16 protein-coding genes are annotated in these 14,592 nt (G+C 46.3%); all 16 read right to left on the bottom strand.

All coding sequences use genetic code 11. From position 1 onward, the window contains the following. The 16 genes from C7H10_RS12410 to C7H10_RS12335 all read right to left on the bottom strand — a co-directional run bounded on the left by C7H10_RS12410 (position 1) and on the right by C7H10_RS12335 (position 14,577). Entirely contained in the window at positions 1 to 876 is an 876-nt protein-coding gene (locus C7H10_RS12410; RefSeq protein WP_106695106.1) for a hypothetical protein, read from the bottom strand. Beyond that, positions 869 to 1,639 (bottom strand): hypothetical protein, encoded by a 771-nt coding sequence (locus tag C7H10_RS12405; RefSeq protein WP_146136813.1) that lies wholly within the window; start codon positions 1,637 to 1,639, stop codon positions 869 to 871. Before C7H10_RS12405 ends, C7H10_RS12410 begins: the two co-directional genes overlap by 8 nt. Then, a complete protein-coding gene (gene fcl, locus C7H10_RS12400) occupies positions 1,626 to 2,585 on the bottom strand; it encodes a GDP-L-fucose synthase (protein ID WP_106695104.1) in 960 nt (319 codons plus the stop codon). Before fcl ends, C7H10_RS12405 begins: the two co-directional genes overlap by 14 nt. 1 nt (position 2,586) lies before the next feature. Beyond that, positions 2,587 to 3,705 (bottom strand): GDP-mannose 4,6-dehydratase, encoded by a 1,119-nt coding sequence (gene gmd / locus C7H10_RS12395; protein ID WP_106695103.1) that lies wholly within the window; start codon positions 3,703 to 3,705, stop codon positions 2,587 to 2,589. A 169-nt stretch (positions 3,706 to 3,874) separates the two neighbouring features. After that, on the bottom strand, positions 3,875 to 4,759 hold the full coding sequence (gene rfbD / locus C7H10_RS12390; protein ID WP_106695102.1) for a dTDP-4-dehydrorhamnose reductase: 885 nt from the start codon (positions 4,757 to 4,759) through the stop codon (positions 3,875 to 3,877). Continuing rightward, positions 4,756 to 5,298 (bottom strand): dTDP-4-dehydrorhamnose 3,5-epimerase, encoded by a 543-nt coding sequence (gene rfbC, locus C7H10_RS12385; protein ID WP_106695101.1) that lies wholly within the window; start codon positions 5,296 to 5,298, stop codon positions 4,756 to 4,758. The genes rfbD and rfbC overlap by 4 nt, the downstream gene beginning before the upstream one ends. Beyond that, the gene (gene rfbA, locus C7H10_RS12380; RefSeq protein ID WP_106695100.1) at positions 5,295 to 6,167 is read right to left on the bottom strand and encodes a glucose-1-phosphate thymidylyltransferase RfbA; all 873 of its coding nucleotides are present in this window, start codon (positions 6,165 to 6,167) and stop codon (positions 5,295 to 5,297) included. Before rfbA ends, rfbC begins: the two co-directional genes overlap by 4 nt. Continuing rightward, positions 6,164 to 7,255, bottom strand: a complete 1,092-nt coding sequence (rfbB, locus tag C7H10_RS12375; RefSeq protein WP_106695099.1) for a dTDP-glucose 4,6-dehydratase — start codon at positions 7,253 to 7,255, stop codon at positions 6,164 to 6,166. Before rfbB ends, rfbA begins: the two co-directional genes overlap by 4 nt. Continuing rightward, on the bottom strand, positions 7,252 to 8,220 hold the full coding sequence (locus C7H10_RS12370; RefSeq protein WP_106695098.1) for a glycosyltransferase family 2 protein: 969 nt from the start codon (positions 8,218 to 8,220) through the stop codon (positions 7,252 to 7,254). Before C7H10_RS12370 ends, rfbB begins: the two co-directional genes overlap by 4 nt. 6 nt (positions 8,221 to 8,226) lie before the next feature. Further along, the gene (locus C7H10_RS12365) at positions 8,227 to 9,231 is read right to left on the bottom strand and encodes an NAD-dependent epimerase/dehydratase family protein (protein WP_167392901.1); all 1,005 of its coding nucleotides are present in this window, start codon (positions 9,229 to 9,231) and stop codon (positions 8,227 to 8,229) included. A 58-nt stretch (positions 9,232 to 9,289) separates the two neighbouring features. Then, positions 9,290 to 10,390, bottom strand: a complete 1,101-nt coding sequence (locus C7H10_RS12360) for a DUF6418 domain-containing protein (protein WP_146136812.1) — start codon at positions 10,388 to 10,390, stop codon at positions 9,290 to 9,292. 148 nt (positions 10,391 to 10,538) lie between these two features. After that, complete coding sequence (locus tag C7H10_RS12355) at positions 10,539 to 11,555, bottom strand: polysialyltransferase family glycosyltransferase (RefSeq protein WP_146136811.1); 1,017 nt, start codon at positions 11,553 to 11,555, stop codon at positions 10,539 to 10,541. A 194-nt stretch (positions 11,556 to 11,749) separates the two neighbouring features. Beyond that, positions 11,750 to 12,352 carry a hypothetical protein gene (locus C7H10_RS12350; protein ID WP_106695094.1) on the bottom strand — a complete coding sequence of 201 codons (603 nt, stop codon included), beginning with the start codon at positions 12,350 to 12,352 and terminating at the stop codon, positions 11,750 to 11,752. Between the two features lie 15 nt (positions 12,353 to 12,367). After that, on the bottom strand, positions 12,368 to 13,375 hold the full coding sequence (gene pseI / locus C7H10_RS12345; RefSeq protein ID WP_106695185.1) for a pseudaminic acid synthase: 1,008 nt from the start codon (positions 13,373 to 13,375) through the stop codon (positions 12,368 to 12,370). Positions 13,376 to 13,382: 7 nt separating this feature from the next. Then, the gene (locus C7H10_RS12340; RefSeq protein WP_106695093.1) at positions 13,383 to 13,607 is read right to left on the bottom strand and encodes an acyl carrier protein; all 225 of its coding nucleotides are present in this window, start codon (positions 13,605 to 13,607) and stop codon (positions 13,383 to 13,385) included. Between the two features lie 37 nt (positions 13,608 to 13,644). Continuing rightward, positions 13,645 to 14,577, bottom strand: a complete 933-nt coding sequence (locus tag C7H10_RS12335) for a ketoacyl-ACP synthase III (RefSeq protein ID WP_106695092.1) — start codon at positions 14,575 to 14,577, stop codon at positions 13,645 to 13,647. Positions 14,578 to 14,592 lie beyond the last annotated feature (15 nt).

Below are 14,592 nucleotides of genomic sequence, written 5' to 3'. Positions count from 1 at the left end.
CTAAACAGAGTCACTTCTACCCATTCTCGGGAATGCGTCTATGAAAGAGCCCGGAGTCTGGTTAAAAACCTTGACACCCAGAGACGCCGACAACTCGCCGATTACTCGGTAACTTTTATGTACCAGGCGGTAACTCTCAAAGATTTCCTCCATGGAAAAATGCTGACCAGTAAGCCGGTCTTTGTATAATGGTGACAGGCTTGGATCCTTATCATAGAAATGACTATCTTTTATGTATAACAAATTATCATCAGCAACGTGAAGATTCTGATGCCAGGAGTGATCGGCGCCATCGATCACCACATGATTGTGACCATTCAGAATTGACAAATAAATGGCAGCAATCAAAACATTATTAGCACGTGGCATCAATATCTGGCGTTTCATTAATCCCAAAAAAGGAAATCTAAAATACGATTTCAAACCAACATCTCTAAAAAAGACAACTCTTATGGAAGTATTCCGGAATAACTCAATCAAAACCCGGCCCATAGGATAGAATCTAATGGGAACATAAAGATTCATTTCCCAATCAACCGTCTCCACCATCTTTAGGAATAAGCTATTCCCCGACTTCAGATCGGTATCAAGTGAATTAAAATAATTCGGATCGAATATCACATACTGTGATGGCTTACATAAAATAAAGGCATCTTGAAAGGCGAAATTATTCACACAATAAACATCATGAGTGCTGCCGATAGATGCCCAGTCGGCAGATGCAACAAAATCTTGCAGTGAGGGCCCATTCCCCAGTATCAGCGCCTTTTTATGGCGAGAGAAACGACTACGCCGACTATAGAACAGATTATTTCTGGCAATAAAACTCCAAAAATAGACAGGCCAGTAACTCAGGTGGCGTCTCAGTTTACTCATTGCAACCTACCGCATCCATTTCGCGCCTGACTCGCGCCAGAAAGTCCACAAACAACGTCAAGATCATCGCAGCCAATAGGGAGGCCAGAACAATCACTGCAAATTTTATAATTTTAGGCAGGCCCTCCGGCTCCGTTCCAGGCCTCGCCAACGTCAGGACCGTTGCTTCGTCCAGCGATTGCACCTGCTCAAGAAGCATCGAACGCCGCTCAATGAGGGAGGCCAGCACCGCATCACCTCCGGAACCACCAGGAGTCTCCTTTATGCCCTGCTCCACTGCTTCAATTTGGAGATCTAACCTTTCCTCAACCCGTTGCAGTGCCTTCAAGTGATCGCTGATCAAACCGGAAACAGCCGTCTCATGAACTTCACGAACAAGAACTTCACCCGACCTGGGAACAGTAGTTGATAACGCAATCAGATCATCCGAGCCAACGCCGTACACCGACACTTTCAGTTTCTCTCCGCGCGAACCCTCGAGCGCAGCAATCGCATCAGGAATATGATCTCGCTCCAGGCGCATTATCGATGCCTGAAGCGGCTCAACCGGTCTAGCCTGCGACACCATTGCAGGCTTTATCAGTGTTAGGTAACTGAATTTTTCCTCGCTCAAACCTACAAGCAAACCTCCTGCCACCAACGGCAACAGAAAGCTAGACAGAAACAAATACTTCCAAAGAAAGAACGCCTGAAAAATCGCAACCAGACTGATTGCCTCTATGTCACCCGACTTAAAACCCTGATCCGCTCTAGACATTTTCACGGTACCACTTGTAAGCGCTTCGCAACCCATCCTCCAGCTCGATGCTTGCCCTCCACCCCAACGCCTTCAACCGGCTCACATCCATTAACTTTCTCGGCGTACCATCCGGCTTGCTGCTATCAAACACAAGCCTTCCCGAGAATCCGGTTACCCTGGCAACCGTCTCTGCCAGTTCCCGGATGGTGCAATCCACACCGGTGCCCACATTGATGTGTGAAAGCATTGGCTCGGTGTTGCTGGTGTAGGTTTCGTAGTCCAGCTCCATCACGTGCACACTGGCCGCAGCCATGTCATCCACATGCAAGAACTCACGCATAGGTTTGCCGCTGCCCCAGATAACCACTTCCTCATCGCCCGCTTTCACTGCTTCATGAAAGCGCCGCAACAAAGCCGGGATCACATGGCTGTTCTCCGGGTGAAAGTTATCATTCGGGCCATACAAGTTGGTGGGCATTACGCTGCGGTAGTCCCGGCCGTATTGCCGGTTGTAACTCTCGCACAGCTTGATGCCGGCAATTTTAGCAATCGCATAGGGCTCGTTGGTGGGCTCAAGAACGCCCGTCAGCAGCGCGTCCTCACGCATCGGTTGCTCCGCAAACTTTGGGTAGATGCAGGATGAGCCCAGAAACAACACCTTCTGCACACCCGCCTGGTGAGCTGCGTTAATAAGATTGGCTTCAATCATCAGGTTTTCATAGATGAATTCCGCCGGGTAAGTGTTGTTTGCGTGAATACCCCCAACCTTGGCAGCGGCAATGTAAACCTGCTCTGGCTGATGCTCGGCAAACCAGGCCTGCACGGCCGCCTGATCAAGCAGATTCAGTTGATCACGGCTGGCGGTAAGAATATCCGTATAGCCCAACGACTCAAGGCGACGCACAACGGCAGAACCCACCATACCCCGATGCCCAGCTACAAATACCCTCTGATTACGCAGTTCAGACATCTCAGTTCTCCACCGATACCGGCACGTCATGGCCATGGGCCTTGAGCAGTGCGTGGCGCCTAGCCGCTTGCAGGTCCTCCTGAACCATCTCGGCACACATCTCCTGAACCGTGATCTCTGGCACCCAGCCAAGCGTTTCCTTCGCCTTGGTTGGATCCCCAAGCAAGGTTTCCACCTCAGCGGGGCGGAAATAACGGGGGTCTACCCGAACCACTACGTCTCCTGGGTTAACCGCCGGCGCAGAATCACCGGAGACAGACACAACCGTTGCTGTTTCCTCTACGCCTTCACCGTCAAAACGAAGGTCAATACCCAACTCAGCCGCAGACCACTGGATAAACTCCCGAACCGAATACTGAACGCCGGTCGCGATAACAAAATCTTCCGGCTGATCCTGCTGCAGCATCATCCACTGCATGCGCACGTAATCCTTTGCATGCCCCCAATCCCGAAGCGCATCCAGATTACCCATGTACAAGCAGCTCTCCAGCCCCTGGGCAATATTGGCCAGGCCGCGGGTGATCTTCCGGGTAACAAAGGTTTCACCGCGCCGCGGTGATTCATGATTAAACAGTACGCCATTACAGGCGTACATACCGTAGGCTTCCCGATAATTCACGGTAATCCAATAGGCGTAGAGTTTGGCAACGGCATAGGGGGAGCGGGGATAGAACGGTGTGGTTTCTTTTTGGGGAATTTCCTGCACCAGGCCGTAAAGCTCAGAGGTGGAAGCCTGATAAAAGCGAGTTTTCTTCTCCAACCCCAGCAAACGAATTGCCTCTAACAGGCGCAAGGTACCCATGGCATCCACATCTGCGGTGTATTCCGGCGACTCAAAACTTACCGCCACGTGGGACTGCGCCCCCAGGTTATACACCTCGTCTGGCTGGACTTCCTGCAAAATCCTCGTGAGGTTGGAAGAATCCGTCAGGTCACCGTAATGCAACACAAATCGTTGATTATCAGTGTGGGGATCTTGATAGATATGGTCTACACGCTGGGTATTAAACAACGAGGCCCTGCGCTTGATACCGTGAACCTCGTAGCCCTTTTCCAGCAAAAACTCTGCGAGGTAGGAACCATCCTGGCCGGTAACACCGGTAATCAACGCCTTCTTCATTGTGCGACCCTAGAAATTTTACAAACAACAAAACAGAAACGGGCCTTCGCTCCGCACGAAAGCCCGCTTGCTCGGAGATTGGCGCAAGTTTACGCCAAGCGCCTGATTATTTCAGTAACCATCACGTAACGTCACCTTTGGACAGGTTCGCCTCTCACGCACTGCAATGTTATTGCACCGCGGAGTCGTCCGTCTGAAGTACTTTGCTACAAACAGCTCTTAGAGCGCCGCACCAGCTTCCTTCTCGAATTCCCACCCTCGCCTCAAGCAGCCCTCCATCGAGAACAGAAAAAGCGGGACGCTTTGCAGGCGTTGGGAAATCAGAGGTGGGTATTGGGTCTAACACTGGGATCTGAAAGTCAGCCTTTAGATCAACGCAGGTCTCGAAAATTTTCCGGGCAAACTCATACCAACTGCAGTGTTTACCTCCAGAAAAATGGTAAGTGCCGCTCAGAGGTGGGTTTTCCGCGACAGCCCGCAACGCCGCGGCCAGATCCCCGGCATAGGTAGGCGTTCCGATCTGATCTTTCACAATTGCCAGACTGTCGCGCTCATTCCCTAGCCTCACCATTGTCTTCAGGAAATTACTACCGTACTCACTAAAAATCCAAGCTGCGCGGACGATGACATAGCGCTTCGCCTTCTCCGCTTCTTTCTCACCGGCCAACTTGGATTTTCCATAAACGCCCATCGGATTGACGGAATCAATCTCTCGATAGGGGCGAGTTGATGCGCCATCGAATACATAATCCGTGGACACATGAATCAGAAAAGCGCCAATCTTATTGACCGCCGAAGCTAAATTAGCGACAGCCTCTGCGTTCACTTTGAACGCTAGATCCGGTTCTACTTCCGCTTTATCAACCGAAGTATAAGCCGCAGCGTTAATTATTGCGTCGGGCTCATGAGCAAGAACAAAGCTCTCAACTAAATCGGAATTTGTAATATCGAGATCACTTCGGCCTGCGGCAATAACCTCATGGCCAGATTCTTTAAAACTATCTTGCAAACACTTTCCCAACTGCCCGCACGCACCCGTTATCAAAACTCTCATGAACTACAAAACTCCCGAAAACTAGGGGCCTTCGCATCTTTCTCAGATAGCTTGAGCTCAAGATCCATAGGCCATTTTATCCCTATATCTGGATCATCCCATGCAATCGCGCCTTCATCTGTCGGGTCATAGTAATCGGTGCATTTGTACTCAAAGTCTGCAATCTCACTGACAACAATAAAGCCATGGGCGAAGCCAGGAGGCACCCAGAACTGGCGCTTGTTATCACCACTCAGATAAACACCTTCCCACTGGCCAAAGGTGGGCGAATCACGGCGAAGGTCTACTGCGACATCAAATACTTCACCACTCACCACCCTCACCAGCTTTCCCTGAGGCTTCGTGATTTGAAAGTGCAAGCCACGTAAAACGCCCTTACCAGATCGGGAGTGATTATCTTGCACAAACGGCAAACTGATATTTGCCTCCTTGGCGTATCGCTCCGCCTGAAAAGTCTCAAGAAAAAAGCCCCGATGGTCTCCAAACACCCGGGGCTCTATCACCACACAGTCCTTCAGGCTTGTGGGAATAACTTTCATATTCGCTCCTCTGCCAACCTCAAGAGATACTGTCCGTAACCAGTTTTGGCCAATCTGTGTCCTTGCTGAGCAAGCCAACTCTTAGGCAGCCAGCCGTTGCGAAACGCAATTTCCTCCAGGCACGCAATCTTCAGCCCCTGACGGTGTTCAACTGTCTGCACAAAATGGCCCGCCTCCATTAGAGAATCATGGGTGCCAGTATCCAGCCAGGCGAAGCCGCGACCAAGCACGCTCACATTCAAATCTCCGCGCTCGAGATATACATTATTTACATCGGTGATCTCAAACTCACCACGACTGGAAGGACGTACTTGCTTGGCAATAGCTACAACATCGTTATCGTAAAAATAGAGACCTGTAACCGCGTAATTCGACTTTGGCCGCTGTGGCTTTTCCTCAATCGACAATGCCGTACCACTGTCATCAAACTCCACTACCCCGAAGCGTTCAGGATCAGTTACATGGTAACCGAATACCGTAGCTCCGGATTCGCGACTTGCCGCCTCACGCAACATGTGACTGAAACCAAACCCATGAAAAATATTGTCGCCAAGGATCAAACAAACACTGTCATTGCCTATAAACTCCTCGGCTATAACAAATGCCTGAGCGAGCCCGTCAGGAGACGACTGTTCGGCGTAACTCAGGGAAATACCGAACTCAGAGCCATCACCCAACAGCTTGGAAAAATTGGGCAGATCCTCAGGAGTAGAAATGACCAGGATTTCTCGAATTCCCGCCAGCATCAAAACCGATAGCGGATAATAGATCATGGGCTTGTCGTAAACCGGAAGCAGTTGTTTCGAAACACCGCGAGTAATGGGGTGCAACCGAGAGCCTGAACCGCCTGCTAGAACTATCCCTTTCATGCTTTCTCTCCCAGACGTCCTAGTTGATACTCACCACTCAATACCCTCTGCCACCAATCCGGGTTATCCAGATACCACTGCACCGTTTTTCGAATACCGGTTTCAAAAGATTCTTCCGGCACCCAACCGAGTTCCCGCTGGATTTTACTGGCATCAATTGCATACCGCGCATCGTGCCCGGGCCTGTCCTCCACGAAGGTAATCAAATTCCTGTAATGGGCCACCTGAGACGTGGGACGCCACTTAAGGTGCTGGTAGCTACCCGGAGGAGCCATTTCCTGCAACAAATCACAAATGGTTTCCACAACTTCCAAATTTCTCTTTTCGTTATGGCCGCCGATATTATATGTCTCGCCAACCCGGCCTTCAGAGGCAACTTTAACCAAGGCCCTAGCGTGGTCTTCAACATAGAGCCAATCTCGAACCTGCGAGCCATCCCCATAAACCGGCAGCGGCCGACCGGACAAAGCATTTAAAATCATGTGCGGAATAAGCTTTTCCGGAAAGTGGTAAGGTCCATAGTTGTTAGAGCAATTAGTAATCACAACTGGCAAACCGTAGGTTCTGTGCCACGCTCTAACCAAGTGATCCGAGCTAGCTTTAGAGGCAGAGTAAGGGGAACTTGGCGCATACGCCGTTTTTTCGCTGAATAAATCCTTCGAACCAACCAGATCTCCATATACTTCGTCTGTAGAGATATGATGGAAACGAAAGTCTGTCTTTTCAGGTTCGCCAAGGGTTAGCCAATAACGACGAGCGGCCTCGAGTAACGTGAATGTACCGATTATGTTAGTTTGGATAAAATCAGAGGGACCATCAATAGAGCGGTCAACATGACTCTCAGCTGCCAAATGCATAACATGAGTTGGACGGAATTCGCGCAAAACGTGCTCGAGAAACTCGGAATTGCATATATCAGCTTTATAAAAGTAGTAGCGTGACGAAGAGTAAACACCGCTCAAGGACTCTGAGTTACCTGCATAGGTAAGCTTATCAAGATTAGCAAATTTGAATTGCGTGTATTGATTTAAGTACCGTATTACCGCTGAACCGATAAAGCCTGAACCCCCTGTAACTAAAACTCTCATCCTTTCTTCTCCGCAAAGGGACCATTCCAATACCCTTTGTACATCCCTATTCTCCTCTTAATAGCTATTGGGAACTTATCTTCATGCTGCCCAAACTTATAGGCAAAAAGTTTTAGTAAATTCCGAATTAATGCTGCCGGCCATAAATAGATTTTCGACACCCCCAGAAACCTTAACTCAGACTTCGCAAATTTGACTCCCTCGCCACCAGCGCCGCCAAATTCTTCACGAATCCAAGGCTCGCGTGCATGAAAAACTCCCATATCGAAATATCGGCGGAATTCTTCAAGAGCTGTATAATTGTGAGAATGACGGCAGCATGCATCTCCCGCGTATACCACTTTAAATCCTTCTAGAAGCATCTTCGCTGCAACAAACATATCTTCCGCAAATATGACGTGTTTTGGGAACCCTCCGACTGCTCGTAACAAGTCTCCTCTATATGCAGCAAAGGAATTGGACATAAATGCTGCCTTAATACCAAGACGTCGAATATCCGCCTTGGATTTAACCTGCGTCACTGAGGGATAGTTAAACAGCCTCGCATGCTCGGCCAATGGACTTGCATCGTGATGCGGCAGTTGTCGGCCGCAGACGGCTGCAACCAACGGATCGCTAAACGCTGAAAGTATTCTTTTTAGGGCGTCTTTATCCTCTAAATAAGCATCTTGGGTAAGAAAAACGTATACATCATACTCTGGAAAGTCATCAACCATTTTTTGACGGGTTCCCCCATGGTTGAATTCAGCACCAGGAATTATCAGAAGGTGCTTAATCTCTCCTTGAGACCTCAGTGCTTCAGCAAATTCACTAGTTCCATCAGTCGAACTAGAGTCAACTACCAGAAGATCGAAACATTCAGTCTGCAGGCTCAAACTATCAAACAAGCGCTTAAAGTCTTCCCTACCATTATATGTAGGAACAATACAAGCGACGCGCAGTGCTTTAGATACATTATCAATCATAGAATTTTAGTCCCATTCCTCAGAGCATTCTTTCTTCCAATCTTCAAATGCGGTGCGCAGTGTATAATTATATGGGTATCCCTTATCCACCAGGTACCTAGGAGCAACATTATTTGAGCGAATAAGCTTTCTAATACGAACTGGGCTAAAGGGGTGATTAATCCTAAAAGGCTTGGCCAGAAACTCAATTAAATAGGAAAAAAATAAAAGAGGTTTATAGGGGACAGCAGGAACCCATCGCTCTACACCAGCAACCGCACAAATAGTATCAACATACTCTTTAATCGATGGACCAGGGTTCATACTCATGTTAAAAGTGCTGACACGCTCACCATGTTTATCTTGGTTATCGAGTACCCAAATAATGGCACTACAAAGCTCTTTAACGTACGTCCCGGCCTTTCGCGTATTTTGATTCGCCATATAAAAAAAGTATCGCCCCAAAACCGCTTTTATGAGACGTGAAACGTTGCCCCCTTCACCTGGGCCAAAAACCACCCCCGGCCGGACGATGACCAATTTTCGATCAAGATCAGCTTTAGCTTGCCAAATAAGATGAATCTTTTCTGCTACTAGTTTTGAGGCGCCATAATGTGTCACGGGCACAGGTAAAGATTGCTCCGTTTTTTCTTCCTCACCCGGGCCGTATGGTGAAATGGAGCTGCTAAAGATCAAATTATTACATTCAACCTGTTCTGCAAACTCACATATATTTTCCGCACCAAGCAGATTAGTTTGGAAATACTCGTAATCTTGATGACCGGGCTCACGATGAATTGCAGCGAAATTAGCAATCAACACCACTCTTTCATCAGGTCTCCACTGTATGTTTTTCCGAACATCTGCGTAGACGTACTCAATGCGGGATTCCTTCTCAAATAAATTTCTCCTATAAGCACTAAATTTTTGATCTGGGCGTTCATTATCGAGCACGTAAACCTTACTTATCGCATCATTTTCGAGGATGAATTTAGAGAAAAAAAGACCAATGAACCCCGAACCTCCAAACACAACACAGCAATCCAAAATGCCACCTCCAAGATCGCGATTTCGAATGAACCACGAAATTCTAATGAATTGTTTTAAAAATCTTTCTAAATGCCACCGCCAGTACTGGCCACATACCTAAAAAGACGATCAACACAAAAAATTTTGGGTTCAAAATAGACGCGAGCGAGCCCATAGAAATGAACGAAGCGAACATAACCAAAACATTACTGACAAAAAAATAACCGACTAACCTTTTTTGCTTAAGCGAAAAAAACCATAATTTTGAGATAAGCCCAAAAACCATAAAGGAGAAAAAAGCAATAAAAAAAGCCAGAATAGAAAAATAGTAGGCAATGGCAGCATAAAACCCGAAGGTAAAGTTGACTCCTCGCTCAATCATTTCAGGAGCCAAGACCGGAGAAACCTTCAACATCAGATTCTGCATTGCATTAACAAATTGTGGAAAATTCAATAGGTCGGAATGGATCCACGAAATTTCACTTAAAACCCCCCAAAACATGTGACCCTGCATTCCGAAAACTCTGTATAGAATTAAGCCAAAAGGACCGCCAAAGTCCTCAGCCAAACTATAATTCGAATAATGATAGTAAACTACCGACATAAGGAAAATAAATGCAAGCATTACTTTCAAAAAATAGGACTTCAAAAAATGACCAAGCGAATAGCTTGAATATCTAAGGGAAAGTGTTGGCAAAGCAAAGAATATTATACCCAATAGCGGACCGCCAAACTTTTGACCAATCAAAACCAAGTACAACTCATAGAACAAAAATACGATCACCACAAGATATTTTCGGTTCAAATGGGCTAGCAGATATCCTAAGACAATTGGAATGTGAATAGAAACCACCCCAAAAATCTTAAGAAAGAACCAAATCTTGGTATTTTCCATGTATCCAAATCTATCAACATATCCGCTCGATAATAAGGGCGGCGTATCGGAGATAAAAATATTTACATATAGAAGCACAACAAAGGAAAAGCAAAAAAAGAGGGCGAGCTTGTTAACTTGGCACGTATTAAATCCAACATTCGGAGCCACATACCTAGAAACGTCAATTTTCTCCGAGCAGAGCACTCCCAGAGAGGAAACAAATATCATTACGGAAAGAAAGACATGTCCATTATGATAAAATGAATAAACTTGCTGCTCAATCAAATATACTTCATTCGCCGATATGTAAATTACTGAAATTCCGGCCAAGTGTATAGCCAACAAATAATACGAGATAATAAGGTAAAACGAAGCCCTTAGCCGCATGAGCATTAGAATTGATGACACAAGAAATAGACATGAAATCAATATTTCAAGTTCTCTCAAAAAACGTCACCCCTTGCCGCTTCATTAATTCAATGACGGCTTCTAAGTTTGTCGGAACCTCGCTCTTGATCAGTCCATAGCTAAATATTTCTGCTGAAGAATGCAAAGACTTTATATTTAACATGGCGCTACTATAATCACCCAACACATAAGCTGGGCGATATTTTACGAAAATATTTTCCGCGCAATCCACATCTCCTACGAAGCTTTCCACTTCAAAGCTATTTCGAAAAAAATTGGACAAAAGACTTTTTTTGCAACGCGGATGGGTTTTCAGTATTACGCGGCTAACAGATCTTTCCAAGCAAAAGTTTTTGAGTTTCTTTGTTAGAACTTCTAAATCTCCATTTGCATAATTGGCAGGTTCTAAGATCATTGCAACGCCGTAATTTAAATAATCATCTACAGCCAAGTCATCATCAACAAATAGAGTATACTTATCAAAACTAAAACCCTGCTCTCTCATACTCGAAGGGACGATTACGTTCTTAAAATTAGCAATTGATTTATCATTTATTACTTTTCCGACCTTTTTGAACCTATGGAAATAAAGAATAGATTTCAGCTTGTTTAGGAAGATAGCCCGCTTTAAATTATACTGCCCCCAAGACACAGACCTAAAATTTAGGATCCCATCGTACAAATAAAAAACTCGAACATTTTTACAACGGAAATATAAAATATTGGCGACAAAATTAACAAAGTGCGGCGTATACAGCTCCAGAAAATGAGCGGTAAAACACTTTCTCAAACCTCTTAGTATACTCAAATAGTTAAAAATGAAATTAAATCTTCCGATAATAATTGCGCCTTCAATGTCTGTAGCATAGACACTAAAAACGACACATGGTTCGCTGCTATCTGATTTAATTTTTTTTGCTAAATTTTCTTGGGCCTTGCCCAATACCAAAATAGCTTTCATTTTAATTTCCAGTTCTGAATCAATGGAACAGGCGAGCACATCATCACGGAAACCTTTCACGCCACGACTTTGATCGCTCACTGAGTTTCTGCAATGGCTATCTACCCGGTGCTGACTAAACGTTTATCGGAGATAGCGTCCCTACCATGATCATTCTATAGGTAGATTGTCTAAACTGAGATACAGCCGGGGTTCGAGAATGGAATAAGTTGGTCCACTAAAATTTGCATCTTACTTCGAATACTGGTCACCTCGGAGACCCGTGAAAAGATTCATTAAGCAACAATAAACCGAATCTCACCAACATGTTTGTCATCAAGAATAATACGGTTACGGCTGAAACGATTCGTAATGTTCTGGTAATTCTCAATCTGGATCGATTTACACCTCTCAGGTAGCCGCTCCTGCAGCATGATTTGACCAAACACCCACTTTCCTGAGGCGAGAGGAAGCTGTGTGTTGTGGAACTTTTTGGTGAGCGCTACGAGGTTCTCTATCATTGAAAAAGCAGAATTAAACTGTCGTGTAATCTTTTCTTCCCCAATCTGCGCGCCGTCGCAAAGAGTGTCCTCGTCAAACTCATACCGATCAGATACAGAATCGCCTTGCTCAGTCACCCAGAATTTAACATCGGAGTCATTCTCAGTATCGTGCCAGCGACCTTGGCTGATCACTTGGGCATTGGAGGTGCCAGGAGGAGAAAACTGTATGGCGCATTGCTTATCGCCGAACGAACGGAACGACATGTCCCTTAAGTAACCCGCCTTTCGGCTCTCCATGAATTCTGACACAGTCTGAAACAAGTCCGTACCGTGGATATAGGTACGTTCGCCTTTGAACCTGAACTCGGGTAATGCTGTGAAATCAGACAACTTCAAACCTCACTCATGTCTCTATTCGAAATCTTCGAACCGGGCCGGGCTTCCCGCCGGTATATCTCTTATCGCGCGTTTGCCAATAAACTGACTTATGGCATCGGGTTCTACACCGTGTCCAGGCCGCACAGAGCGAAGCGTTTCCTGAGCAACCACCTGGCCTTTCGACATTGCTGTGCTCGTAAACAACGAACGCCGACGAAGTTTATCCTCTTCGGCTACATCGTATGAAACCTCACCCAGGGTTTCCTCGGCGTCACGAACATGCCGGACCATTTCAGCGAACTCTGTTGGGTCCAACGAAAAGGCTGCATCCAACGTTTCCTGGCTTTTGTCCAGTACAACGTGCTTTTCGATAAAGCTGGCGCCTAACACCACTGAAGCCACGGGTACGATAAAGCCAAGAGTATGATCGGAGACACCAACGGATACGCCAAAGCGATTAGCCATATCCGGAATGGTTTTCAGGTTGGCGATATTCAGAGGAGCCGGGTAGCTGGATGTACATTTCAGTAGGGTCACATCTTTATTGCCTACCTCAAAACAGGCGTCTACAGCCTTCTGAATATCGGCTATCTCACCAAGACCTGTTGATATGATCATGGGCTTGCCCTGAGAGGCGGCCTTTCTTATTAGCGGAAGATCGTTGATCTCCATTGATGCGATTTTATATCTGGGTACATCCATGGAGCTCAGGAAATCGACTGCTTCATGATCGAATGGCGACGAAAAGAATTCAATTCCGCGCTTTTGGCAAGCTTCCTGTATCTTCCAGTGCCAATCGTAGGGTAAGGAACCTTCGCTGTAGATTTCCCAAAGGGTTTTTCCTTTCCAGAGGCCAGCCTTTCTCGGGCCGAAAAATTCATTGTTGATATTCATGCACAATGATTCTGGCCGGAAGGTTTGCACCTTGATGGCATCGGCTCCCGCCGATGCAAATGCATCGACGGTTTCAAGTGCCAACCCAAGGTCGTTGCCATGGTTAGCGGATAGTTCCGCTACGATTAGCGCCTTTGGTTTTTCCATCTTGCGCTCAATCTGCATAGAACTGGATGATTGCCTCAATCGTCTTCATCTTGTCGATATCTTCATCCGGGATTTTCTTGCCACCAATATCCTCAAGCTCAAGGAACAGATTAAAATAATCCAGGCTATCGACACCGTGGTCTCCAAGGTTATCTTTGGGACCAATTGCGCTCACATCCACATCAATTCCTGCGGCTTCAATTGCGTCTTTGACTTGCTGCTCGGTAATCATTTAAGTCCTCTCTTCAATGGCTACAATGGTTAATGACTCAATTAGTATTTTTGGTAAGCAGCGCGGTTCCCCAGGAGAATCCTACGCCAAATCCACTAATAATAACTTTCTTACAATCTGAACCCAGTACATGCTTCTCTAGCAACAGTGGAATACTGGAGGAAACCGTATTGCCGGTGCTTCCGATATCCCGAATGAATTTTTGCTGACTTCCTTTAAACCTTCGGGAAATCGCATCAACTATGGCATAGCTGCCCTGATGAATGCAGAAGGCATCAACCTGACTGTCCTCAAGCTCGGCTTTTTCCAGAAGCGCCTTGATGTTTGGCGCAACATTTTTCGCCGCAAAGTCAAAAACCTGCCGACCATTCATGGTTAAACAAGAGCCACTTGTTTTGAGGGCTCCTTCTCCTTCCCCATCGGTTCCAAAAAGGGCAGGACCAATGTTCCAGGCAGGAGAATTGCCCAACCAGGTAGCCGTCGCTGCATCACCAAAAAGCAGAGCCGTGTTCTTATCATCCGGATCAATAATTTTTGAGTAAGGATCAGCGGTTACCAATATTCCATTTTTCAAACCCGCAGATTCCATAAATCCTTTGAGAATGTGCAACCCATAAACGTACCCCGAACATCCAAGGGATACATCAAAAGCCGCAATACTTTTCGGCAACCCCAATTTTTGCTGAACGATGGCGGATGTATGAGGTAGCCCCTCACCGTCGCCATTCTGGGTGACTATAATCAGTGCATCAACTGAGCTTTTCTCAAAGCCCTCGGAAGCTTCAATAAGGCGCTCTATTGCCTTAACAGCTAGATCCGAAGTTTCCTCGGTGTCATCTTTCCGGGGTAGTTTTAGAGCGCCAATTTTTTTCGTGATGAATTCTGATGATTCCCCAAACGCTTCCACTCTCTGGAGGTTGTCCAAAGCATATTCTGGAATGAAGGATGCAACGTTCTTGATTCCTATCATTTTAATTATCCTATC

Source organism: Marinobacter shengliensis, from assembly GCF_003007715.1.
GTDB classification, from domain to species: Bacteria; Pseudomonadota; Gammaproteobacteria; order Pseudomonadales; family Oleiphilaceae; genus Marinobacter; species Marinobacter shengliensis.
The sequence above is the reverse complement of the archived record's forward strand: the minus strand, read 5'-3'. Positions and strand labels throughout refer to the sequence as shown.

Coding starts and splice junctions, on each gene's coding strand:
- C7H10_RS12410 (WP_106695106.1), bottom strand. CDS start 876: ATGAGTAAACTGAGACGCCACCTGAGTTACTGGCCTGTCTATTTTTGG.
- fcl (WP_106695104.1), bottom strand. CDS start 2,585: ATGTCTGAACTGCGTAATCAGAGGGTATTTGTAGCTGGGCATCGGGGT.
- gmd (WP_106695103.1), bottom strand. CDS start 3,705: ATGAAGAAGGCGTTGATTACCGGTGTTACCGGCCAGGATGGTTCCTAC.
- rfbD (WP_106695102.1), bottom strand. CDS start 4,759: ATGAGAGTTTTGATAACGGGTGCGTGCGGGCAGTTGGGAAAGTGTTTG.
- rfbC (WP_106695101.1), bottom strand. CDS start 5,298: ATGAAAGTTATTCCCACAAGCCTGAAGGACTGTGTGGTGATAGAGCCC.
- rfbA (WP_106695100.1), bottom strand. CDS start 6,167: ATGAAAGGGATAGTTCTAGCAGGCGGTTCAGGCTCTCGGTTGCACCCC.
- rfbB (WP_106695099.1), bottom strand. CDS start 7,255: ATGAGAGTTTTAGTTACAGGGGGTTCAGGCTTTATCGGTTCAGCGGTA.
- C7H10_RS12370 (WP_106695098.1), bottom strand. CDS start 8,220: ATGATTGATAATGTATCTAAAGCACTGCGCGTCGCTTGTATTGTTCCT.
- pseI (WP_106695185.1), bottom strand. CDS start 13,375: ATGGAAAAACCAAAGGCGCTAATCGTAGCGGAACTATCCGCTAACCAT.
- C7H10_RS12340 (WP_106695093.1), bottom strand. CDS start 13,607: ATGATTACCGAGCAGCAAGTCAAAGACGCAATTGAAGCCGCAGGAATT.
- C7H10_RS12335 (WP_106695092.1), bottom strand. CDS start 14,577: ATGATAGGAATCAAGAACGTTGCATCCTTCATTCCAGAATATGCTTTG.